General features: G+C 59.8%; 18 protein-coding genes. 10 read left to right on the top strand and 8 right to left on the bottom strand.

All coding sequences use genetic code 11. The features are described 5' to 3' along the window. Positions 1-44: 44 nt before the first annotated feature. The gene (locus tag ACE1BR_RS10375; protein WP_374869975.1) at positions 45-983 is read right to left on the bottom strand and encodes a LysR substrate-binding domain-containing protein; all 939 of its coding nucleotides are present in this window, start codon (positions 981-983) and stop codon (positions 45-47) included. A gap of 494 nt (positions 984-1477) precedes the next feature. Between ACE1BR_RS10375 and ACE1BR_RS10370 the strand changes: the two genes are divergently transcribed. Beyond that, complete coding sequence (locus tag ACE1BR_RS10370; protein WP_374869973.1) at positions 1478-2770, top strand: HAAAP family serine/threonine permease; 1293 nt, start codon at positions 1478-1480, stop codon at positions 2768-2770. 67 nt (positions 2771-2837) lie between these two features. Here the strand turns inward: ACE1BR_RS10370 and ACE1BR_RS10365 are convergent, their stop codons facing one another. Further along, the gene (locus ACE1BR_RS10365; protein ID WP_374869971.1) at positions 2838-3878 is read right to left on the bottom strand and encodes an MBL fold metallo-hydrolase; all 1041 of its coding nucleotides are present in this window, start codon (positions 3876-3878) and stop codon (positions 2838-2840) included. Positions 3879-4034: 156 nt separating this feature from the next. Here ACE1BR_RS10365 and ACE1BR_RS10360 point away from each other — a divergent pair, with 156 nt between their 5' ends. Then, the gene (locus ACE1BR_RS10360; RefSeq protein ID WP_374869969.1) at positions 4035-4934 is read left to right on the top strand and encodes a LysR family transcriptional regulator; all 900 of its coding nucleotides are present in this window, start codon (positions 4035-4037) and stop codon (positions 4932-4934) included. Between the two features lie 88 nt (positions 4935-5022). Next, positions 5023-6303 (top strand): L-methionine/branched-chain amino acid transporter, encoded by a 1281-nt coding sequence (gene yjeH, locus ACE1BR_RS10355; protein WP_374869967.1) that lies wholly within the window; start codon positions 5023-5025, stop codon positions 6301-6303. Positions 6304-6354: 51 nt separating this feature from the next. On the opposite strand, the gene ACE1BR_RS10350 is transcribed toward yjeH, so the two are convergent. The 4 genes from ACE1BR_RS10350 to ACE1BR_RS10335 form a co-directional block, all read right to left on the bottom strand. Then, complete coding sequence (locus ACE1BR_RS10350) at positions 6355-6894, bottom strand: GNAT family N-acetyltransferase (RefSeq protein ID WP_374869965.1); 540 nt, start codon at positions 6892-6894, stop codon at positions 6355-6357. A 75-nt stretch (positions 6895-6969) separates the two neighbouring features. Next, positions 6970-7935, bottom strand: a complete 966-nt coding sequence (locus tag ACE1BR_RS10345) for an ATP-binding cassette domain-containing protein (protein ID WP_374869963.1) — start codon at positions 7933-7935, stop codon at positions 6970-6972. Further along, positions 7851-8705 carry an ATP-binding cassette domain-containing protein gene (locus ACE1BR_RS10340; RefSeq protein WP_374869961.1) on the bottom strand — a complete coding sequence of 285 codons (855 nt, stop codon included), beginning with the start codon at positions 8703-8705 and terminating at the stop codon, positions 7851-7853. The genes ACE1BR_RS10345 and ACE1BR_RS10340 overlap by 85 nt, the downstream gene beginning before the upstream one ends. Before the next feature lie 292 nt (positions 8706-8997). Beyond that, a complete protein-coding gene (locus ACE1BR_RS10335) occupies positions 8998-9903 on the bottom strand; it encodes a LysR family transcriptional regulator (RefSeq protein ID WP_374869959.1) in 906 nt (301 codons plus the stop codon). A gap of 286 nt (positions 9904-10189) precedes the next feature. On the opposite strand from ACE1BR_RS10335, the gene ACE1BR_RS10330 reads away from it, so the two are divergent. From ACE1BR_RS10330 to pdxY, 7 genes are all read left to right on the top strand, one after another. Continuing rightward, on the top strand, positions 10190-10951 hold the full coding sequence (locus tag ACE1BR_RS10330) for a (Fe-S)-binding protein (protein ID WP_374869957.1): 762 nt from the start codon (positions 10190-10192) through the stop codon (positions 10949-10951). Beyond that, positions 10944-12368, top strand: a complete 1425-nt coding sequence (locus ACE1BR_RS10325) for a LutB/LldF family L-lactate oxidation iron-sulfur protein (protein WP_374869955.1) — start codon at positions 10944-10946, stop codon at positions 12366-12368. The genes ACE1BR_RS10330 and ACE1BR_RS10325 overlap by 8 nt, the downstream gene beginning before the upstream one ends. Then, on the top strand, positions 12369-13013 hold the full coding sequence (locus ACE1BR_RS10320) for a lactate utilization protein C (RefSeq protein ID WP_374869953.1): 645 nt from the start codon (positions 12369-12371) through the stop codon (positions 13011-13013). Positions 13014-13411: 398 nt separating this feature from the next. Further along, on the top strand, positions 13412-14947 hold the full coding sequence (gene cadC, locus ACE1BR_RS10315) for a lysine decarboxylation/transport transcriptional activator CadC (RefSeq protein ID WP_374869951.1): 1536 nt from the start codon (positions 13412-13414) through the stop codon (positions 14945-14947). Between the two features lie 722 nt (positions 14948-15669). Further along, the gene (gene cadB, locus ACE1BR_RS10310; RefSeq protein WP_374869949.1) at positions 15670-17004 is read left to right on the top strand and encodes a cadaverine/lysine antiporter; all 1335 of its coding nucleotides are present in this window, start codon (positions 15670-15672) and stop codon (positions 17002-17004) included. A 77-nt stretch (positions 17005-17081) separates the two neighbouring features. Then, a complete protein-coding gene (locus ACE1BR_RS10305; protein ID WP_166463379.1) occupies positions 17082-19214 on the top strand; it encodes a lysine decarboxylase CadA in 2133 nt (710 codons plus the stop codon). 93 nt (positions 19215-19307) lie between these two features. Then, on the top strand, positions 19308-20168 hold the full coding sequence (gene pdxY, locus ACE1BR_RS10300) for a pyridoxal kinase PdxY (protein WP_374869947.1): 861 nt from the start codon (positions 19308-19310) through the stop codon (positions 20166-20168). Between the two features lie 135 nt (positions 20169-20303). Here the strand turns inward: pdxY and ACE1BR_RS10295 are convergent, their stop codons facing one another. Both ACE1BR_RS10295 and ACE1BR_RS10290 read right to left on the bottom strand, forming a co-directional pair. Continuing rightward, positions 20304-21545, bottom strand: a complete 1242-nt coding sequence (locus ACE1BR_RS10295; RefSeq protein WP_374869945.1) for an aromatic amino acid transport family protein — start codon at positions 21543-21545, stop codon at positions 20304-20306. 297 nt (positions 21546-21842) lie between these two features. Then, complete coding sequence (locus ACE1BR_RS10290; RefSeq protein WP_374869943.1) at positions 21843-23108, bottom strand: 4-aminobutyrate--2-oxoglutarate transaminase; 1266 nt, start codon at positions 23106-23108, stop codon at positions 21843-21845. Positions 23109-23142 lie beyond the last annotated feature (34 nt).

The following is a 23142-nucleotide window of genomic DNA, read 5'->3' as shown; positions in this document are numbered from 1 at the left end:
AACAGTTAGTCTAGATTAATACTTATTTGATGATAATCAGGGTTTCACTTGATGAATTGCTGAGTATCACTCATTAATCCGGGGTGTTGGTAGTGGGCCTTGAGCATGTCGATCAGAATGCGCAGGCCGCTGCCGAGCTGGTGCCGACTGGGATAGAAGAGGTAGAAACCGGCAAAGGTGGGGCACCAGGGTTCCAGCACCGTGATGAGTTTCCCCTCTGCCACTTTCTGGCTCACCTCCTCTTCCAGGCAATAGGCCAGTCCCAGCCCCGCCTCGGCGGCCCCCAGATAGAGTGCCGGGGTGCTGGTGGTGAGCGGCCCGGTCACTTCAATCTCCAGCATGTTGCCGTCGGCGGCAAAGGCCCAGCGATAGTGGTGGTGCGGGGTAAGGCGATAACCGATGCAGGCGTGGCGGCTCAGTTCGCTCGGATGTTCTGGTGCGCCATGCTTCGCCAGATAGGCGGGGGAGCCCACCACCAGATAGCGCTGGGGCAGGCCGAGGGGGATGCCGATCATCTCCTTGGGCAGCAGATCGCCGTAAAAAAGCGCGGCATCGTAGCCATCTTCAATCAGCCGGGGCATCAGCTCCTGTTCCACCACCTCCACCTGCATTCTCGGATAACGGCGCAAATAGTCGATCAGCACCGGCGCCAGCAGGCTGTCGATGGCGCCACGCGGGGCGCAGAGTTTGAGTCGCCCCACCGGTTCGTCGCTGTTGCGGGCCAGCTCGCTGAGCGCCTCTTCCAGAGTGTTAAGGGTGGGTAACAACTGCTTGAGCAGCCGCTGGCCAGCTTCGGTCGGCACTACGGCGCGGGTGCTGCGGTTGAGCAACCGCACTCCCAGCCGCTCTTCCAATCCTTTCAGGCTATGGCTCAGGGCAGAGGCGGAGACCCCGAGTTCGAGGGCGGCTTTGCTGAAACTGCGGTGGCGGGCGACGGCGGCAAACACCGCCAGTTCGGCGAGATCGGTACGGGTAATAGTCATCATCAATCAACAAATAGGCGTGAATCACAAGGGTACGCCATGGGCGTGCTGCACACAATCCACTCGAAAATGAGTGAATGTTGCGTAAATGTAGTCATTCAAAATCCATTGAATCTTGTGAAACTAAATTGAAATGTTAAAAAAAACTCACAATATGGCGTTTTCAATGTGATCCAGGTCGTCCGAAAGGCGACCCCAATCAAACTTTGGTTGATTAATTCAAAAAAACGCTGTGATTAATAGGGTCATTTAATTAAAGTCACCCCATCGAGAGAGACGCATGTTGTCGAGTTGTTAAGGCAAGCAGGAGTCCTCCCTCAGAGTCAAAAACTCATGCCGTTGTTTGTTGCATTCTTGTTGTTACATGGAGTGATGACCAGATTGCCGGGGCGTGAGAGCAACAAGGATGAAAAGCAGGCGTTCCAGGGAGATGGAACCGGGCCAAGGCTCGAACAAACAAGAATCCCATTTTTCCTAGATGACAGGAACAACGTATGTCTGACATGAATATTGCAGCTGATGGTCGTTTAGCCAGCAACACTTCCCGTGGCATCAACAAGGCCGATGTGGTCTGGATGCTGGGTCTGTACGGTACCGCGATCGGTGCCGGTGTGCTCTTCCTGCCAATCAACGCCGGTGTAGGTGGTCTGTGGCCGCTGGTTGCCATGTTGATCCTGGCTCTGCCGCTGACTTTCTTCGCTCACCGTGGTCTGGCTCGCTTCGTGCTGTCCGGCTCTACCCGTGATGGCGACATCACTGAAGTAGTAGAAGAGCACTTCGGCAAGACCGCAGGCAAATTCATCACCCTGCTCTACTTCTTCGCCATCTACCCGATCGTACTGATGTATTCAGTTGCCATCACCAACACCGTCGAGAGCGTGATTGTTCACCAGCTGGGCATGTCTGCACCTCCCCGTGCCGTTCTGTCACTGGCGCTGATCCTCGGTCTGATGGCGGTTGTTCGTCTGGGCGGCCAGGTTATCGTCAAAGCGATGAGCGTGCTGGTATTCCCGTTCGTGATCACCCTGATGGGTCTGGCGTTCTACCTGATCCCGCATTGGAACGGTGCCATCATCACTGAAGCTCCGGCTCTGGGTGACGCCTTCAACGGTGACTTCATCAAGACCCTGTGGCTGGCTATCCCGGTTATGGTGTTCTCCTTCAACCACTCCCCGATCATCTCCTCCTTCGCGGTGGACAACAAAGGTCGTTACGGTGAAGGTGCCGAGAAGAAGTGCAGCAACATCCTGCTGGGCGCCCACGTCATGATGGTGATGACCGTTATGTTCTTCGTATTCAGCTGCGTACTGAGCCTCTCCCCGGCTGACCTGGCTGCTGCCAAAGAGCAGAACATCTCCATCCTGTCCTACCTGGCCAACCACTTCGACAACCCGGTTATCGCCACTGTGGCTCCGTTGATCGCCATGGTTGCCATCAGCAAATCCTTCCTGGGTCACTACCTGGGTGCGCAAGAGGGCATGAACGGCCTGATGGCCAAGGCGCTGCGTGAGAAGGGCAAGAACGTTGACAGCAAGCAGCTGAACAAAATCACTGCGGTGTTCATGATCCTGACCACCTGGGCTATCGCCACCATCAACCCGAGCATCCTCGGCATGATCGAAGACCTGGGCGGCCCCATCATCGCAATGCTGCTGTTCCTGATGCCGATGTACGCCATCGCCAAGGTTCCGGCCATGCGCAAATACGCTGGCAACATCAGCAACGGCTTCGTGACCCTGATTGGCCTGATCGCCATGTCCGGTATCATCTACAAGCTGATTGCCTGATAACCTCGATTACCTTGTTGAATGAAGAAGCCGCCTCGCAAGAGGCGGCTTTTTTTCTGGCCGAAATTCAGGGCTGGGCGTTGTCGATGTTCTCCGCTTGCCAGAGAGCGTAGCCCTTGCCGGAGGCCGTGGTGGGCAGGTCAATCTGCATCAGGTCATTGCCGATGACGAAGGGACCCGAGTAGCGGGTACGCAGATCCTGCGCCAAATCCTTCACCGTGATCTGGCCATTGAGACCGATATGGCTGAACACGGTCAGCGCCGGTTTGGCTTCGTTGAGAACGCGGGCTGCCTGCTCGGGGGAGGCAAGGTGACCGGCGATCGCCTTATAGCCGGGGTTGGCTTTCATCCGGGCGGCGGAGGTCATGGAGACGCAGTGCACCAGCAGATCCGCCCCCTTGGCCTCTTTCACCACCTGCGGGCTGTAGCGGGTATCGCCGGAGAGCACCACGCTGTGGCCGTGGTAGTCGATGCGATAGCCGAATGACGGCTTGATGTTGACCCCGTGGTCGTTGTCAAAGGCAGTCACCTTGACTCCGTTATGGTTGTAGACCACCCCGGCGGTGACCTCGTGGCTGTTGATCTCCACTCCGTCCAGCGGCGTTCCCTCATCCTTGACCCGGGTGGCGATGTCGGTGGCATAGGCCTGCTGCAGGCCGCTCGCGAGGGCGGTGGTGCCCTTGGGCCCGTAAAGTTCCATCGGCGCGTGGCGCTGGCCATAGGCCGGTTGCAGCCAGCCGGTCAGCCAGAGATCCGCCAGTCCGTTGGTGTGGTCGGAGTGGAAGTGGGTGAGGAAGAAGGCGTTGACCCGGCCGATGGGAATATGCAACTGCCACAATCGGGTGGTGGAGTTGCGGCCAAAGTCGAACACCAGCTTCTGGTTGCCCGCCTCGACCAGGGTGCTGTAACCGCCCCGGCTGATCTGGGGCACCGGGGTGCCGGTGCCGAGCAGGCTGACCCGGAAGATATCGGGCTGGGCTTGAGTCTTGGTCAGGGTGGCGGCAACGGGGGCATTCTGCTGGGTGTTGATAAAGCGACTTTCGGCAGCCTGACTGACACCGCTGGCCAGCAGACCGACCAGTAGCGCGGCCAGATAGGTACTTTTCATGGATATATGTCCTGTTGGGTGACGTTGCTGGCCACTATATTGGTAACTAAACATGCGATAAATTGGCTAAAATCCATTTCTTACTAAACTATCAGTTGTGAATCTGGGCACTTGTGGCGGGCCAAATGGCCTTGAAACGGGTAAAAAGGAGGGGTTGTGGACCGATTGACCAGCATGCGTATCTTCACCCGGGTGGTGGATCTCGGCTCCTACAGCGCGGTGGCGAGCGAGGAGGGGATCAGCCCCCAGATGGTGGGCAAACATGTGCAGGGGCTGGAACTGTGGCTCGGGGGCAAGCTGTTTCACAAGACCACCCGCCAGCAAGCCCTGACCGAGTTGGGTCAGCTCTTTCTGGCCCGTTGTCAGCGGGTGCTGGAGGAGCTGGCACAGACCGAGTCGCTGACCCAGAACCTGCTGGCCGAGCCCGCCGGACGGCTGCGCATTGCCGCCCCCCTCAGCTTTGGCCACCACCGGTTGCTGCCGCTGCTGCCCGCCTTCCTCGACCGTTATCCCAAGCTGGAGCTGGATCTGCAACTTACCCCGCGCTGGGTTGATCTGGTGGAGGAGGGGTTCGACGCCGCCATCCGTACCCTGCGTCCGCAGGATGAGGCGCTGATCGCCCGCCCGCTGCTGACCCAGCACTACCGCCTTTGCGCGGCGCCCGACTACCTCAATCGCCACGGCGTGCCCCGTCACCCTGCCGATCTCGCTCGCCACCAGTGTCTGCACGGCAACTGGGGCGAGCACGAGCGCTGGCAGTTTGTTGGCGAGGATGGCCAGAGCGAGGAGGTGCGGGTCGCCTCGCGCCTGCGTATCAACCACTGGCCAGCACTGCTGACTGCCGCACTGGCAGGGGCTGGCATCACTTTGCAGCCAGCCGATCAGGTGCGTGACCATATCGCCATGGGGCGTCTGCACCCCTTGCTCAGTCGCTACCGGATCCCTGCCAAGACTCTCTACTTCATCTACCCGGCGGCGCGCCGTCAGGTGCTCAAGATCACCCTGCTGGGAGATTTTCTGGCCGAGTCCCTGCAATCGGAACCCGAGCCTGAATAAAGCAGTGCATATTCTCGCCATCGTGCTTAACAAAGGGGCGGGGCAGGCCTAACATGGCGGGATGTTTTTTTAGTCAGGACAAAAGGATATGTCTGGGTTGAAAAAGGATCTCGGGCTCTGGCAGGGGATGGGGCTGCTCGCCACCTCGCTGCTCGGCACCGGGATCTTCGTGGTACCGGCGACCGCCGCCTCGCTGGCGGGCGGGGCCTCGCTCTGGGCCTGGTTGCTGCTGATTGCGCTGGTACTGCCCATCGCCTTTACCTTCGCTCGCCTCGGCCGCCGTTATCCCCACGCGGGCGGGGCGCCGCATCTGATTGGCCTCGCCTTTGGCAACGGCGCCGAGCGCTTCTCCGCCTTCCTCTTTCTGGCGGTGCTGCCGGTGGGCCTGCCCGCCGCCCTGATGATTGCCGCCGGTTTCTGGCACGCCCTGTTCGAGATGGGGGAGTGGACCTTGTGGGCCATCCAGCTGCTCACCCTGCTCGGGGTATTTCTGCTGGGGCTGCGCGGGGCGCGCTCCTCTGGCAACCTGCAACTGCTGATCGCCTTGGCCATTCTGGGGCTGACCCTGCTTATCTGGTTCAAGGGGGAGGTGAGCTGGCGCGATGCGGTCCGGCCGCTGCCGACGACGGACGAGTTGCCTGCCATGGCTACCGCGCTGGCGGTGATGTTCTGGTGTTTCGTCGGGCTGGAAGCTTTCGCCCATATGGGGGAGGAGTTCAAACGGCCGGAGCGGGATTACCCCATCGCCCTGCTCGGCGGGGTGCTGCTGGCGGGGCTCATCTACTGGATCCACTCGCTGGTGGTGCTCAAATATGGCCTCTATGGCGATGAGGCGAAAAACGCCACCGCCATTCCCTCCCTGTTGGCGCTGCTGTTTGGCCCCACCGCCAAGTGGCTGGTGGCGGTGCTCGGTTACCTCTCCTGTTTTGCCAGCATCAACATCTACATTCAGGGTTTTGCCCGGCTGATCTGGAGCATGGCGCGCGAAGGCAAGCTGCCGGTCTCGCTGGCCCGCCTCACTGCGCGCGGTGCGCCGCTGCGGGCGCTCGGTCTGGTGCTCGCCATCTGTCTGCTTTGCATCACCCTCATCATCTGGCTGCGACTGCCCCTCGATGAGCTGATCCGCTACGCCAACGGCAACTTCGTGCTGGTCTACCTGCTCTGCATGGCGGCGGGCTGGCGCCTGCTGAGTGGCGTGGGCAAGGGGCTGGCGGGGGTGAGTGTGCTGCTCTGTGCTCTGGTGCTGGTGGCGCTCGCTTCCCAGGTGCTCTATGCCGTCGTGCTGAGTCTGGCTTATGGCGGCTTCTCGTTGTGGCGGCGCAGACGCCGCCGCTCGGCGTCCGATGAGGGTGTCTGCGCCATCAAGTAGCCGACCGACAAAAAGCCCCGCAGTCCCCAGGTGCGGGGCTTTTGTTGCTGGTTACAGGCTGGCGGGCAGGTCGCTGCGCAAGATGGCGTAGTGGCGCAGGGAGATGAAGCTATCCCCCTTGCGTTCGCACTCCCGCGCGGTGCCTTCATAGTGAAAGCCGACCCGCTCGAGCAGGCGGGCGGAGGGGAGGTTGGGCTCCTCCACCACAGCTACCAGCCGGTGCAGCTCGGTGGTGCGGTAAGTGAGCGGCAGCCACAGCCGCAGCGCCGCACTCATCACCCCCTTGCCCCAATGCTCGGGATAGAGCCAGTAGCCCAGCTCGGCTCGCCGGTGAGTCGGGTCGGCATCGTTGTAGCCGATGGCGCCCAGCGGTTCGCCCGTGTGCCGGTCGCGAACGAGGTGCCAGGCGCCGCGGCCGGTGCGGGTCAGCTCGGCATACCACTCCATCTGGGCTTGGCACGCGGTCAGGCTGTTGTAGCTGACGCCGTAATAGGCGACGACCCGTGGATCCGACAGGCCGCGGTAGATATGGGGCAGGTCGGCATCCATCACAGGGTCGAGCCGGATGACGTCCCCTTGCAGTGTGTTCATTCTCTTCTCCTTGTGGGTGGCCAACGCTGGCCACCCGTGTCAGTAAGCGGTTGTACAGAGGTATGGCGGTATGGCTCAGCGATGGCTCAAGCCCAGCAAACCGCTTAGCTGCCGCAGTTCGTCACGCCACTGCTGTTGCAGGCGCGGAGTCTGGTGGCGCGGCTTGCGGGCCAGATCGGCGGTGAGCAGGGCGTCGAGCTCATACCAGCGTGCCAGCAGCATCTCTTCATCCTCCCCTTGGCAGGTAGAGCGGAGGTGCACGGCTGTTTGCGTATCGCTGGTCGGTTGCAGAGGCGAGACCTCTGCGTCCAGCAGTTCGGCATAGGCGCGCTCAGCGCTGTGAGCCTCCTGGATGCGGCCGTCTCTGATCAACCAGAAGCGGTTGCAGCTGCGCTCGATCAGCTCCCGATCGTGGGAGACCAGCAACACGCCTCCGGGGAAGGCGGCAATGGCCTCGGCCAGCTCCTCCTTGCCCGCCAGATCCATGTGGTTGGTGGGTTCGTCGAGCCAGAGCATATGGTGGCTGCCGAGCGACAGGGCGAGAAACAGCAGCCGTGCCCGCTCGCCTCCGCTCAAGGTGTGCACCTGCTGGCCGTGGCGGGCATAGGGGAAGCCCGCCCGGATCAGCGCCTGACGCCGCGTGGGCTCTGGCAGAGGGGCGAGCGGGTAGAGGGCGTCAATCAGGGGGGCGTCGTCAGCCAGCTGCTGCAGGGATTGATCGTAATAGGCGATGCTGGCACCGGGGTGGCAGTACCAGCCTGTCTGCGGGCTCTGCGTGGCCAGCTCGCGCCAGCACTGGCGCAACAGGGAGGACTTGCCGGTGCCGTTGGCGCCGAGCAGGGCGACCTTGTCTCCCGCCCGCAGCCAGAGCCCTTCGGCGCGCAGCAGCGGCGGCAATGCTGGCGCTGGCGATACGTCGAGGGCCTCCAGTCGCAGCAGCGTGTCGGCAGGCAGGCTCACTCCGCGCAGCTCGAGCCGCCAAGGGGCCAGCGCCGCGACCTGGCTCTGCTCCTCCTGCAGGCGGGCGATGCGTTTCTCCATGGACTTGGCCTGGCGCACCAGCTTCTCGTTGTCAGCTCCCGCCCCCAGATGGCGAGGCGCTTGCTGCTGGCGCTCAGACGGTCGATCTCCTTTTGCTCGTCGGCCCGGCGCAGGCGGGCCTGCTCATCCTCGGCGGCCAGCATCGCCCGCGCCTGGCTGCAGGGCAGGGCGAAGCGGTGCAACTGGCCATCGCGCAGGATCAGGGTCTGCTCGGTGACCCGGTCCAGCAGACGGCCGTCGTGGGAGACCAGCACGAAGGCGCCGCGCCAGCCCAGCAGAAACTGTTCGAGCCAGAGCAGGGCGGGCAGATCCAGATGGTTGCTGGGCTCATCAAGCAACAGCAGATTGGGTTGGCGCAGCAGGGCGCGGCCTATCTGCAGCCGGCTGTGCTGGCCGCCGCTCAGGGCACTGACCGGCAGCGCGGCCTGGGCCTCCAGCTGCAGCTCGGCCAGCAGCTTATCCACCTGCCATTCGGCGGCGGGGTCATTGGCCAGCGCGTCAAACAGCACGGCGCGGGTGCTGAGGGTTGAAAGCCTGGCGGGCAGTTGCTGGGCCACGAACTCGCAGCGGCAGGCGGCGGCCTGCACGATCCGACCGGCCTGAGGCGTGCGCTCGCCCGCCAGCAGCGTCAGCAATGTGCTCTTGCCGCAGCCGTTGGCACCGACAAGGCCGAGCCTATCGCCTGCACGAATGCCGAGTTCGATATGGTCAAATAACGGAAGGTGCCCCGCACTCATCTGCAGGGAATGGGTACTCATCAGGGTTGTCATGCTCTTGCTCTCTTAAATCGCGGGATCGGAAATCCCTGTCATCAGGAGCGCTGGCGACAACGGCAGAGTCGAGAAAAGTCTCGGTATGGAGGGGAGTCGGCTTTGCTCGAACCCGCTATCGCAGCGCGATGGTATGCAGGCAAGAGCAGGCGAATGTGCCGAACAGGCGAGCCGAGAACATCGGACACGCTTGGATAACCATTTTTTACCTCCTTGTGTTTTGTTATGGCACGGTGCGTCGATTATATGAACTGCCGAACCGCGCTGCAATTGAAGACGGTCTGTGAGCCTCTCAGATGAAGATGTGCTCGATGGCCAGATAACGTTGGCGGATATGTTCGATAAGCAGGCGGATCTTGCGTGGTGGCTGGCGGGTGAAAGGGTAGACCGCGTAGACACCGAGCCGCTTGCCCACCTGCTCGGGGAAGAGATCGACCAAATCCCCGGCCATCAAATCGTCATAGACCAGACAGCGTGGCACATAGACGATGCCGCGCCCGCCCAGAGCCGCCTTGCGCAGTGCGCTGGCGTTGTCGGTCGAGAAGTTGCCGCAGACCGAAACCATGTAGTTGCCTCGCCCCCCCTTGAACTCCCACTCCGAGGCGCCACTGCTTTGGTAGGCGTAGCGCAGGCAGTTGTGCTGCTGCAGCTCTTCCGGAGCTTTGGGCCAACCGAACTGACGGATATAGGCAGGCGCTGCGCAGATCACCCACTGCGAGTCGAGGATATGGCGGGCGATCAGGCTGGAGTCCTCCAGATGGCCGGTGCGGATCACCAGATCGAACCCCTCTTCCAGCAGATTGACGAAGCGATTGTCGAGGGACATTTCGACGGTGAGGCCCGGATGCAGGGAACAAAATTCGGCCACGGTATCGGCCAGTAACAGCTCCCCCGAGATGGTCGGCACAGACATGCGCAGATGTCCGCTGATATTTTCGCCAAAACCGACGACGGTATTGAAGGCGTCAAATGCGGCAGCCTTCACATTTCTGGCACCCTGATAGAGGGTCTTGCCCGCCTCGCTGAGGGTCAGGCGGCGGGTCGTCCGGTAGAGCAGTTGCACCCCCAGCTCCTCTTCCAGACGAGCGATGCGTTTGCTAACTGCTGAATTAGTAAGGGAATTTTGTTCTGCAACCTTGCTGAACGAGCCGCATTCAACCACTTGGGCGAACAGGATCAAGTCGTCTGTACTGGCCATATATGACACTTTTTGGAACAAATGTTATTCATTATTTCCATATATCGCAAAAAATGAACAGAGTAAGGTCGTTTCCGCATTAACCATGTATCTGATGTGCTCGTTATATCTCCTCCGGGCGGGATGCCCCGATAAGAGATGACAGCGGTGCGGCAGGTGGTCGATAGACGTTCTCCAACAGACCCCTGCCGCGTCCCTGTTGTCCGCAGGCCGCCGGACTGGCCCCGTCCCACTGCGACCGTCCGCCGGATGTGTTGCTGTTGTTGCTAGTGAAGGAGTGCCGTTGATGAATGTAAGGCGGATCTATCCGGTCAAGCCAACCGATGTCTATCTCTATGCCACCTGTCTGGTGGATATGTTTGATCCCGAGGCCGGTCTCGATGCGATTGCGCTGCTGGAGCGCGAAGGTATCCGGGTCCATTTTGTCGAGAAGCAGACCTGTTGTGGTCAACCTGCCTATACCTCGGGTTATGAAGATGAGGCGCGCCAGGTGGCGACCAGCCAGATGGCGCTGTTCCCCGAGCCCTGGCCGGTGGTGGTGTTGTCGGGCTCCTGCGGCGGCATGATGCATCATGACTATCGCCGTCTTTTCCCGGGCAGTGCCGAGGTGAATGCGTTTTGTGACCGGGTATTCGAGTTGACCGAGTTTCTGGTTCAGGTCTGCCGCGTGCGCTGGCATGGGGTGAAGGCCGCCAAGATCGTGATGCATACCTCCTGTTCTGCGCGGCGCGAGATGCAGGTGCATACCACGGCCCGAGCCTTGCTTGGCCAGCTGGAGCAGGTTGAGCTGTGCGAGCAGGATTATGAGAGCGAATGCTGTGGCTTTGGTGGCACCTTCGCGGTGCGTCACCCTCATATCAGCAAGGCGATGGTCGAGGACAAGAGTCGTCATCTGCTGGCCACGGGAGCCAAGGTGCTGGTGAGTGCCGACTGGGGTTGCCTGCTCAATATCAAGGGATCGCTTGCCTATCAGGGGCAGCATCTGCCTGCTCTCCATCTGGCCAGCTTTCTGCTGCACCACAGTGAACCGGAGGTGACCCATGGCTGATTTTTCTCCGCTGCGTTTCCATGGCCAGGCCAAGGCGGCGCTGGCTGATCCGGTGCTGCGCGAAAACTTTCGCGGTGCCATGGACTATCTGCGCGACAAGCGTCGCGAGGCATTTCCTGATCCCGCAGAGGAAACCGCGGTCAGGGATGCGGCCGAGCAGATCCGTCAGCGTTGTCTGAGCAAGCTGCCGGCGTTGCTGGAGCTGCTTGAGGCCAACTGCAAGAAAAATGGGATTCAGGTGCACTGGGCGGTCGATGGGGCCGAGGCGAACCGCATCATCCTGGATATTGCCAAGCGCCACGCCGCACCGACCGTGGTCAAGGGCAAATCCATGGTCAGTGAGGAGGTGGGGCTCAACCACGAGATGGCTCGCCACGGGGTGAACTGCCTCGAGACCGACATGGGGGAGTTTATTGTTCAGCTTGATGGCGATACCCCCTCTCACATCATCATGCCCGCGATCCACAAGAACAAGCAGGAGGTGAGCGATACCTTCGCCGCGAATCTCGATGGCTTCACCCCGACCACCGATGTGGACTCCCTGATCCAGACCGGACGGCGGGTGCTGCGGGAGCATTTTCGCACGGCTCGCATGGGGCTCTCCGGTGTCAACTTTGCGGTGGCCGAGACCGGAACCCTCTGTCTGCTGGAGAACGAGGGGAATGGTCGCATGTGTACCACTGTGCCCAAGGTGCATGTCGCCATCACCGGTATCGAGAAGGTGGTGGAGTGGCTGGCCGATGTGCCGCCGCTCTATAGCGCGGTGACCCGCTCGGCCATCGGGCAGCGGATCACCACCTATTTCAATATGATCAATGGCCCCCGTCGGGAGGGTGAACTCGACGGCCCGGATGAAGTGCATCTGGTGCTGCTCGATAACGGCCGCAGTCAGGCTTACCGTGACGAGGAGTTGATCAAGACGCTGCAGTGCATCCGCTGCGGGGCCTGCATGAACCACTGCCCCGTCTATACCCGTATTGGCGGACACGCCTATGGCACCGTCTACCCGGGCCCGATTGGCAAAATCATTTCACCCCATCTGCTGGGGCTGGAGCAGACCAGCGATCTGGTGACGGCCTCGACGCTGTGCGGCGCCTGTGCCGATGTCTGTCCGGTGCGGATCCCCATTCCGGATCTGCTGCAGCGGCTGCGTCACGATGCCAAACATCAGGCACTCAAGGCCCATGAACCACTGCGCGGGCAGGGGGTGGCTGGTAGCCGGATCGAGAAGATGGCGATGGGGGGCTTTGCATTTGCTGCGACGCATCCTCGCCTCTATCACACCGCAGCGGGGATGGCGGGCAAGTTACGGGGTCTCATGCCAAGCAATCTGGGGCCCTGGACCTCTTGCCGCGAGGCGCCAAAACCGGCTCCGGTGAGCCTTAATCAGATCATGCGCCGTCGCAAGGAGAAATAGATGTCGAGCAGAGAGACAATTTTGAACCGCTTGCGCGGCGTGGTCGAGCCGCAGCCGTTGCAGCCCCATGGTTGGCGTCCGTGGCGCGGTGCGAGTGACGAGGAGCGGTTGACCCGTTTTTGCTCCACCATTGCTGCGGCCCATGCCGAACTTCTGACCGTGACCGAGGCGACGCTGGCCGAGAGTTTGGCTGCCTGGCTGGAGCAGGAGGGGTTCGAGCATCTGGTAATTGGTCGGGGCGGGCGCTGGGAATCCGCAGTGCAACGGGCCTGTATCGGGCGAGATGTGCTGGTGCCCAATGGTCCGTTCGAACAGTGGAAAGATATCCTGTTTGAGACCTGTCAGGTGGGGATCACTCACACCCTGGGGGCGATTGCCGATACCGGAACCCTGTTGCTGTGGCCCGATCAGGGCGAGCCGCGCACCCTCTCGCTGGTGCCCCCTTGCCACATTGCGTTGCTGGCCGCCTCGGCGATCTCCGACAACTTTGCCGATCGGGTTGCAGAGGGTGCTTGGCAGCAAGCCATGCCCACCAATCTGTTGCTGGTTTCAGGCCCCTCCAAAACGGCCGATATTCAGCGCACCCTCGCCTATGGTGCCCATGGTCCAAGCCGGTTGCTGGTGGTGGTGATTGCGGACTGCTGATCCTGCTTTGCTATTGGCAAAGCCAGGCTGCTAGCCAGATAGCGGGGCATTCCCCCGCTATCTGCTATTTTGTCATTACCCACTTGGCACCAATTGGCGCGTTTTTTGCTAAATCACCTGAGCCTGATCAACTCAGCGGCGATTTATAGCCAAAAAAAGTGGGATCCATCTCCCGTTTTGCTTAAAGTGCTGCTTTCCGATCCCGGTGGTCGGAATGCCCGCAAGGATGCCCTTCAGACGTAAACAGGATGGCCTGGCCAGACTGACTCACAGCGATGTTACTGTTCCGGTTCTCTTTTCATCTGTCGCCTCTGGGTGACAGCGCCTTGTTCCGTTCAGTCAGCCCAGGTTCTGCGTCACTCTCATCGAGCATTGTCACCATCTGTAGCGAGTGAATCATGAGCGAATCGGTTTTTGAGATCCATGACTGGACCCTGAGCGTGGACGACAACATGTTGTGCCGCCCCGACCGCGAGGTCTACCTCGAACCCAGATTGGTCAATCTGCTGCGGTTTCTCGCTCGTCATGCCGGTATCGTGTTTGGTCGCGATGCGCTGATCAACGAAGTGTGGGATGGCGCCGAGGTGACCGATCAGGTGGTGACCCAGTCCATCTTCGAGCTGCGCAAGATCCTCAAAGATGGTCGTACCGATGCGACCGACTATATCGTCACCGTGCCCAAGCGCGGCTACAAGCTGGTGGCGCCGGTTCGCCCGCTGCAGGATCCCTCTGCGGTGAGCGCTGACGAGCCGCCTGCACCTCTCCCCAATACGACTCTCTGCGAGGGGAGCTTGCCCGAACTCGATGATGTCGACGAGTCGCAAATGGCCGTGACCCCCTTCCCGGCCGGGCCACTGACCCGGGCCATTTCCAACCATGCCAAGGATGCCCGCAGCCGCCGGAAGCTGATCGGTTTTGATATATTCGTGGTGGTCGTGCTGGTCACCATCGTCAGCCTGCTTGGCTATCAGCACACCAGCCCCCAGGTGCATGCCATGCTGGATCCCAATCTGCTTGTGTTTCGTTTTCACTCCGGCATGGATGACAACAACGAGAACGTGCGCCTTGCCGACGGCATTACCCGCGCCCTGATGGGGGAGGTGGCCGCTGCCACGCCGCTGCGGGTGCAATATGGTGCCACCAACCTGATGGGGGGCATTATGCCCGGCAAGGAGCTGAGCGTGCGGGTCACCCGCCAGCCACGAGGCACCTACCTCGATCTGGAGTACCGCAACATCAACACCAACCGGGTACTGTTCAGCCATCAGTACCAGTTCAGCCGCCACAACGTGCATAGCGTGCTGCAGGCGAGCAGCCGGGATCTGATGCGGGCGCTCGATCAGCCGGATGCCGAGCCGGGTATCGGCTGGCCCACCGACGATGCCTCGCTGATGGCGATGATGGAGGCCCAGTATTATATCAACAGCCGGGATCCGGTGGCGCTCAAGCGCGGCATCGAGCTGCTCGATCAGGCGTTGCTCACACAGCCGGATCAAGCGTTGCTGCTGGCGGAGCGCTATCTGGCTGGCGAGGCGCTGGCTACGCTGGCAGGGCAATCCGAGAGTGAACGGCTGCAGGATATCGGCACCCACCTTGCCCGAGTGGTACAAAACAGCGGTATGCTGCCTGCTCGGGTGTGGGAGGCGTTGACGCTGCAGGCCATTCTCAACAGTCAGCAGCAACAGGCCGACTATCTGCTGGAGAAGACGGCAAGCCGCGGTCGCTCGGTGCTCTACTACATATTGCAGGGCAAGCTGGCGGAGCTGGATGGCCGCCCCGAGGCAGCGGGGGATGCCTACAGTCAGGCCTTCCTGATGGAGGCAACCGAGCAGACCTATCTGCTCTGCCAGCAACTCGGTTTCTACAGCAATATGGAAACCCTTGCTCCGGCACTGTTCAATGCGTTGGGTCAGAGCAAAGTGAAGCTCTTCTAATCCCGTTGATAACCAACTTGCCCGCCAGCGTCGTGCTGGCTGGCCCCCACACAGGCTGCCTTTGGGCGGCCTGTGCTGTTTTGTGGCCTGTCGCAGCGCAGCTATCGAACTGACTCGCCGCCCTGCTGATCTGCTGGTTGTTCTCCTCTCTTGTCCATCTGGCCCGCTATCCCCGGCCATATTGCCCTGTGGCAGTTTCTTGTGCGGCACTGACCCCCGGGAGAACCGCTGCCTGTTGGGCGCGCTGGGTTGGGCGTGCGCAGGGGGGGCTGTGCCGACCTCGGGTGGGATAGCGCGGGCAGATACCGGTGGAGGCGATATGCGCCGATGCTCATGCCCATTGTGGCTATTGGAGATGGCATGAGTGCGCGAAGGATGTGGCAGGTACGATGTGGTCGGTGCTATGCGAGACCCTTTATCCGGCGAGTTATCAGGAAAAATATCAAGACGGCGAGATAAGGGGCTTATCAAGAACGCCAAACTGGCTCGCCGGATATCAAGGTTTTATCAGGAAAACTCTATGCACTACCGTCAAGGTGCTGTTTTTAAATGATTTTTATCTAATTGGTAATGGCGTCAAAAAAAGTTGGCTCATATTTTTATCCGTTAGCTGCTCCTTATGTTTTTCGGGGATGAGAGGCCTAGTCTGTGCCCATTCTTTGGCGGGGCATTCCGCCAAATGTGTATGTGACGACCCGACCTTTTATAGAACCGGAGATCTTATGTCCCAAGATACGAGCAAGAAGATTGGCCTTATCGCCTGTACAGGTGTGGTGGCCGGCAACATGATGGGGAGTGGTATTGCGCTGCTGCCTTCCGCACTGGCCACCATCGGTTCCATCTCTGTCTTTAGCTGGGCAATCTGTCTGGTAGGCGCCATGGGCCTCGCCTTCGTATTTGCCCGCCTCGCTACCAAGAACCCGCAAGAGGGTGGCCCCATTGCTTACGCTGGCGAGATCTCTCCGGTGTTCGGTTTCCAGACCGGTGTGCTTTACTACCATGCCAACTGGATCGGTAACCTGGCCATCGCCATTACCGGCGTCTCCTACCTCTCGGTCTTCTTCCCGATCCTCAACGATCCGATCCCGGCAGCTATCGCCACCATCGCGGCGGTCTGGGTCTTCACTTTCGTCAACCTGCTTGGCGGTAGCTGGGTGAGCCGACTCTGTACTCTGGGTCTGGTGCTGATCCTGCTGCCGGTGGTGGGCACAGCGCTGGTGGGCTGGGGTCACTTTGATTCCGCGATTTACAGCCAGAACTGGAACACTACCAGCGGCAGCGATCTGCATGCCGTCATCAGCGCCGTGCTGATCTGTCTGTGGTCCTTCGTCGGCGTCGAGTCTGCCGCCGTCTCCTCCGGCATGGTGAAGAATCCGAAGCGCACCGTACCGCTCGCCACCATGCTGGGTACCGGTATCGCGGGGGTTATCTACATCCTCTCTACCCAGGTGATCAGCGGCATGTTCCCGGCCGGTGAAGTGGCCGCCTCCGGCGCCCCGTTTGCCATGGCTTCTTCTGCCATCTTCGGCAGCTGGACTGCTCCGTTCGTCTCCGCCTTCACTGCCCTGGCCTGTTTCACCTCGCTCGGTTCCTGGATGATGCTGGTGGGCGAGGCGGGCAAGCGTGCAGCCAATGATGGCAACTTCCCGAAAATCTACGGCGAACTGGACCAGAACGGTGTGGCCAAGAAGGGTCTGATCCTCGGCTCCCTCAAGATGACTGCCCTGATGATCGGCCTGACCGCCTTCACCTCCCAGTCCGCTCACGCTGCCGATCTGTTCAACGTGCTGACCACCGATGCGGTATTGCTGACCATGCTGCCCTACTTCTACTCCAGCATTAACCTGATCCGCTTTGAGGGCATGACCTCCCGCAGCATCGGCGCGATGATCTTCTCCGGTGTGGCCTGCGTCTTCTGCTTGGTAGCCCTGATGGGTGCCAAGGGTTCCAACCTCACAGCTACCTTCGTGGTGTCGCTCATCATCCTGATGTTCTACGCCAAAAAACTGGGTCTGCGTCAGCACGATGCACTGCTGAACGAACAGCCCAGCAACTAAATCCCCCTTTTATCTTCCGAGCGCTCTTCACTCACCATCCCTGATGGAGAGCGCCCCTTTACGTGTGGAGCATTACGATGAATATCATTGCCATCCTCAACCACCTGGGCGTTTTCTTTAAAGAAGAACCCATTCGCCAGCTGCAAGCCTCCCTCGAGCGCAAGGGCTTTGAGGTTGTTTATCCGGTCGATGTGGCCGATCTGCTGAAGCTGATTGAGAAGAACCCCCGCGTTTGCGGCGCCATCTTCGACTGGGACAAATACTCGCTGGGCCTGTGCAAGGAGATCCACGATCGCAACGAGAAGCTGCCGATCTTCGCCTTCGCCAACGACCAGTCCACCCTGGATATTCACCTGACCGACCTGCGTCTGAACGTGCACTTCTTCGAGTACCGTCTCGGCATGGCTGATGACATCGCCCTCAAGATGGGTCAGGCCACCGAAGAGTATAAAAACGCCCTGCTGCCGCCGTTTACCAAGGCGCTGTTCAAGTACGTGGAAGAGGGTAAATACACCTTCTGTACTCCGGGTCACATGGGCGGTACCGCCTTCCAGATGAGCCCGGCCGGCAGCATCTTCTATGACTTCTACGGCCCGAACGCGTTCAAGGCCGACGTCTCCATCTCCATGCCGGAGCTGGGCTCCCTGCTGGATCACTCAGGTCCGCACAAGGAAGCCGAAGAGTACATCGCCCGTACCTTCAACGCCGATCGCTCCTATATCGTTACCAACGGCACCTCCACTGCCAACAAGATCGTCGGCATGTACTCCGCGCCAGCCGGCAGCACTGTGCTGGTTGACCGTAACTGCCACAAGTCGCTCACTCACCTGATGATGATGAACGACGTGACCCCGATCTACTTCCGTCCGACCCGCAATGCTTACGGCATTCTGGGTGGTATCCCGCAGAGCGAATTCAGCCGCGACACCATCGCTGCCAAGGTTGCTGCGACGCCGGGTGCCCAGGCTCCCCGTTACGCCGTAGTCACCAACTCCACCTATGATGGCCTGCTCTACAACACCGGCTTCATCAAGGAAGCGCTGGATACTCCTTACATCCACTTCGACAGTGCCTGGGTGCCTTACACCAACTTCAGCCCGATCTATGAAGGCAAGTGCGGCATGAGCGGTGAAGCGATGCCGGGCAAGGTGTTCTACGAAACCCAGTCCACCCACAAGCTGCTGGCGGCCTTCTCCCAGGCCTCGATGATCCACATCAAGGGTGACGTGGAGGAAGAGACCTTCAACGAAGCCTTCATGATGCACACTTCCACCTCGCCGCAGTACGGCATCGTGGCATCGACCGAGATCTCCGCCGCCATGATGCGTGGCAACACCGGCAAGCGTCTGATCAAGGACTCCATCGATCGCGCCATCTCCTTCCGCAAAGAGATCAAGCGTCTGCGTGATCAGAGCGAAGGCTGGTTCTTCGACGTATGGCAGCCGGACAACATCGACACCGTCGAGTGCTGGAAGCTGGATCCGAAAGATGACTGGCATGGTTTCAACGGCATCGACGATGACCACATGTACCTGGATCCGATCAAGGTCACCCTGCTGACTCCGGGGATGGGGCGTGACGGCCAGTTGCTGGAGAAGGGCATCCCTGCCTCTCTGGTCTCCAAGTTCCTGGACGAGCGCGGTATCGTGGTTGAGAAGACCGGCCCGTACAACATGCTGTTCCTCTTCTCCATCGGTATCGATCAGTCCAAGGCGATGCAGCTGCTGCGCGCCCTGACCGAGTTCAAGCGTGGCTATGACCTGAACCTGACCATCAAGAGCATCCTGCCGAGCCTCTATCGTGAAGACCCGAGCTTCTACGAAGGGATGCGCATTCAGGAGCTGGCGCAGCGGATTCATGACCTGACCAGCAAGTACCGTCTGCCGGAGCTGATGTTCAAGGCGTTCGACGTGCTGCCGGAGATGAAGATGACCCCGCACGCCGCCTGGCAGCAGGAGCTGGCTGGCAATCTGGAAGAGGTGCCGTTGCGTGACATGGTTGACCGCATCAGCGCCAACATGATCCTGCCGTACCCGCCGGGAGTACCGCTGGTGCTGCCGGGCGAGATGGTGACCAAGGATTCTCTGCCAGTGCTCGAGTTCCTCGAGATGCTGTGCGAGATCGGTGCCCACTACCCGGGCTTCGAGACCGACATCCACGGCCTCTATCGTCAGGCCGATGGCAGCTACACCGTCAAGGTGCTGCGTTAATCGACAGTGACAACAGTCGAAAGTGACAACAACGGGCCGCAAGGCCCGTTTTTCCCTCCGGAATTCCTGTTCTTATTGCGTGAGTCGCCAACCATGAAGCGAGTGCTCTCCATTCAATCCCACGTAGTCTTTGGCTGTGCTGGCAACAGCGCCGCCGTATTTCCCATGCGTCGCCTCGGCATCGAAGTGTGGCCGATGAACACGGTGCAGTTCTCCAACCATACCCAGTACAGCGCCGGTTGGCAGGGGATGGTGATGCCTGCGGGGCATATCGCCCAGCTGGTGGACGGGCTGGCGGAAATTGGCGTACTGGCACAGTGCAATGCGTTGCTGAGCGGCTACCTTGGCTCGGCCGAGCAGGGGGAGGAGATCCTGGCGGCGGTGGCCAGACTGAAGGCGTTCAATCCAAACGCCCTCTATTTTTGTGACCCTGTAATGGGTCATCCCGACAAGGGGTGCATAGTGGCACCCGGCGTCGCCGATTTTCTGAAAAACCGGGCGATCTCCTGCGCCGATATACTGGCCCCTAACCTGCTGGAGCTGGAACAGCTCACCGGCCGCGATATCCGCAATGTGCCAGAGGCGGTGGAGGCGTGCCAGCAGCTGCGGGCACAAGGGGTCAAGCTGGTGATGGTCAAGCATCTGGGCAAGGCCGGGTTTGCCATGGACCGCTTCGAAATGTTGCTGGTGTGCGAGGAGGGGACGTTTCACCTCTCCCGCCCGCTCTACCCCTTTGCTCGCCATCCCATCGGAGTGGGCGATCAGCTGAGCGCCACCATGCTGGCCAATCTGCTGGCCGGTTGCACCCCGGTGGCGGCGTTCGAGCGCACCAACGCCAGCGTCGATGCGGTATTGGCCCAGACCTGGCTGGCGGGGGCCTACGAGCTGCAACTGGTGGCGGCCCAGCATGAGCTGGCGCTGCCACAGGTTGTCATGCGGGCGACTCGCCTCTGATTGCGCAAGCGGTGAGCTGTGGCAAAGCAACCCCGTTTGCTGTCCAGCCTCGCAACATGCGGACAAGGGCGCCAGAAGGTTAAAGGTTATTGGACGTACCCGCCATGATGGCTGCTGCCTGTTTTAACCGTGCAATCACCAACCCGCTGGCAAGTAACCAAATAGTGAAGCGATGGCATAAACGGCGCTACCCAAATAGAGCAGTACAATGCTGGCCTGTAAAAAGGGGTGGGTGATCCAGTTACATTGCCAGAGTGGCACTTGATCGCCCTGTTTGCGTGCCCCGCGTAAAATCAGCATCGGCATGACCGACAGAATGACGCCACTGAATACGCCGGCGAAATAGAGTGCATTGACAAAAGAGACCAGACCACCATAAGCCAAAAACAGCGGCGGTATTACCACCAAGCATAACACCCCAAAACGCTTGAGTGGCTGCTCATCATCACCCAGCTGGAATTTGTCGAAAATATTGGTTAGAAAGCTGCCGCCCAATCCCCAATACGAGGTGAGCATGGCGCACAGTGCAAACAGGTTGGCAGAGAAAAATGCCCACTCCCCCAATGCCTGGCCCCAGGAGATGGTGGCTACATCGGATATATTCTCCTGCCCCCCGAGCACAATGACCGACATGGGCACGACGGCCAGCATGACAAATGTCGTGATCATGCCAACGATAATGGCCTTGGGCAGTTGCGCGGGTTTATCGCCAAAGCCGCGAGCCATCTCGGGGACAATATATTGAGCCGAGAAGCAGAACACCACCACGTTGAAGACCGGGACCATAAAGCGCCAGTCGCCATCCAGCAGATGGCGCATCTCGGCAGACTCTTTCAACAAGGAGGCTACAACCAGCACTGTGAGCATGACGACCATGCCAATACTGATAAATTTTTCGCCACGGCCGATTGCTTTCAGGCCCAGGTAGAGCACCAGCGCTGCCGGAATAAAAAATAACAGGCTGCCAAGAGCCGGGGAAATACCGAACAGCGATTGCAATAATTTCCCGCTGCCGGTCATGTAGGCGGTGAGTGCCCCCACGCTGTTGACACAGACCGAGGCAAACATCAGACAGGATCCATAGTGACCAACATATCGTTGGGCAAGTCCGGTCAGTTGCAGATGGTCGCGGGTTCGCAGGGTTGATTCAGCCACGTACAGCATGGTGATCGTCGTCAGGCAACCAACCAGTACCAGCCAGAACAGCAAGGGTAAAAAGCCTGCCTTGCTGGACGCGTAAGCAATGGAAAGCACGCCAGCGCCGATATTGGTGCCGACAATCATTGCCACGCCTTCGATGAAACTCAGTGATTTCGCGGGAGCAGAAGCCTGCTCCCCGGCCATTGCCGGAGAAATACAGGTATTTTCGTAAGACATAACTCATCCTTTGAGCTGCGATGGCATGGGCCATCGGTGACTAGTGGCATCGTCAGGGTTAACTGCTTGCATCGATATGCTGGTATTCAAGTGCCAGATATTCGTCGATGCCGACCCGCAATCTTTCCCCCATGGCCCCGATGGTGTGAGGTCACCAGCCGGGGCCATGTCGTCGGAAATCAGCGTGCGGTTAACGCCTGCCATGTCATATTCCAGACTCTTCGGTACGCAACCCTCCATTAAGCAGGCACGCTGTTTGTCGCAGGTCGGGAGTGGGTGTTTGTCAGGGGATGACGGTTATTGGTTCAGGATGCGCGACAAGATCGCCAGTGCCTGATTGAACTGGTCATCGGGAATGGTCAGTGGATACAGAAAACGGATCACGTTGCCGTTTACACCGCAACTGAGCAGTAGCAGGCCAGCCTCCAGCGCTTTTTGCTGTACCTCGCGGGTAAACTCCGGAGAGGGTTTTCCGGTCGCCGGGTCGTTGAACTCCACGGCGACCATGGAACCTCGCGCCCGAATATCAGCAATGGCCGGGCAGTGGTTGCGGGCCTGTTGCAGGGTCTCCACAAGGTGCTGGCCGAGGCGTTGTGCCCGCTGGCACAGCTGTTCTTCTTCTATCACATCCAGCACGGCCAGCGCGGCGGCGACAGCTAACGGGTTACCGGCATAAGTGCCACCCAGTCCACCCGGAGCCGGAGCATCCATCACATCAGCACGGCCCGCCACGGCAGATAACGGCATGCCACCTGCCAGGCTTTTCGCCATGGTGATCAGGTCCGGTTTTACCGCATAGTGATCCATCGCAAACAGTTTGCCAGTGCGGGCAAATCCGGTTTGCACCTCGTCTGCAATCAGCAAGATGCCATGTTGATCGCACAATGAGCGCAGCGCCTGCATGAACTCGGCCGGGGCAATGTTAAAGCCACCTTCCCCCTGAACCGGCTCCAGCACAATTGCGGCAACCTGTTGCGGGTCGATGTCGGCTTTAAAGAGGCGCTCCAGGCTCTGTATGGCATCTTCGGTACTTACGCCATAGAGCGCATTGGGATACTGGCCGTGAAATACCGAGCCGGGGAAGGGGCCAAAACCCAATTTGTATGGGGCCACTTTGCCAGTCAGGGCCATGGTCATGTAGGTGCGGCCATGGAAGCCCCCGCCAAAGGTGATCAAACCCGGGCGACCGGTGTACGCACGGGCAATCTTGACGGCATTTTCGACGGCTTCTGCCCCGGTAGTGAAGAAGGCAGTTTTACAAATGCCTTCGATGGGGGCCAAGGCGTTGATCCGTTCTGCCAGCGAGATATAGCTCTCGTAAGGCACAATCTGGTAAGCGGTATGGGTGAATGATTTCAACTGTTTCTCAATGGCGGCGATCACCTTCGGGTGACGGTGGCCAGTATTGAGCACGGCAATCCCTGATGCAAAATCGATCACCTCATTGCCTTCCACATCCCACAAGGTCGCGTTGTCGGCTCGCTCTGCGTAAAAGCTGCACATCACACCAATCCCGCGCGGGGTAGCCGCCAGACGTCGTTGATTCAGTTCTGCATTTTGCATCAGTTTTCTCCATATTTCAGATAGCGCGAAAGTT

This window comes from Aeromonas sp. MdU4, from assembly GCF_041929505.1.
GTDB lineage: Bacteria > Pseudomonadota > Gammaproteobacteria > Enterobacterales > Aeromonadaceae > Aeromonas.
The sequence above is the reverse complement of the archived record's forward strand: the minus strand, read 5'-3'. Positions and strand labels throughout refer to the sequence as shown.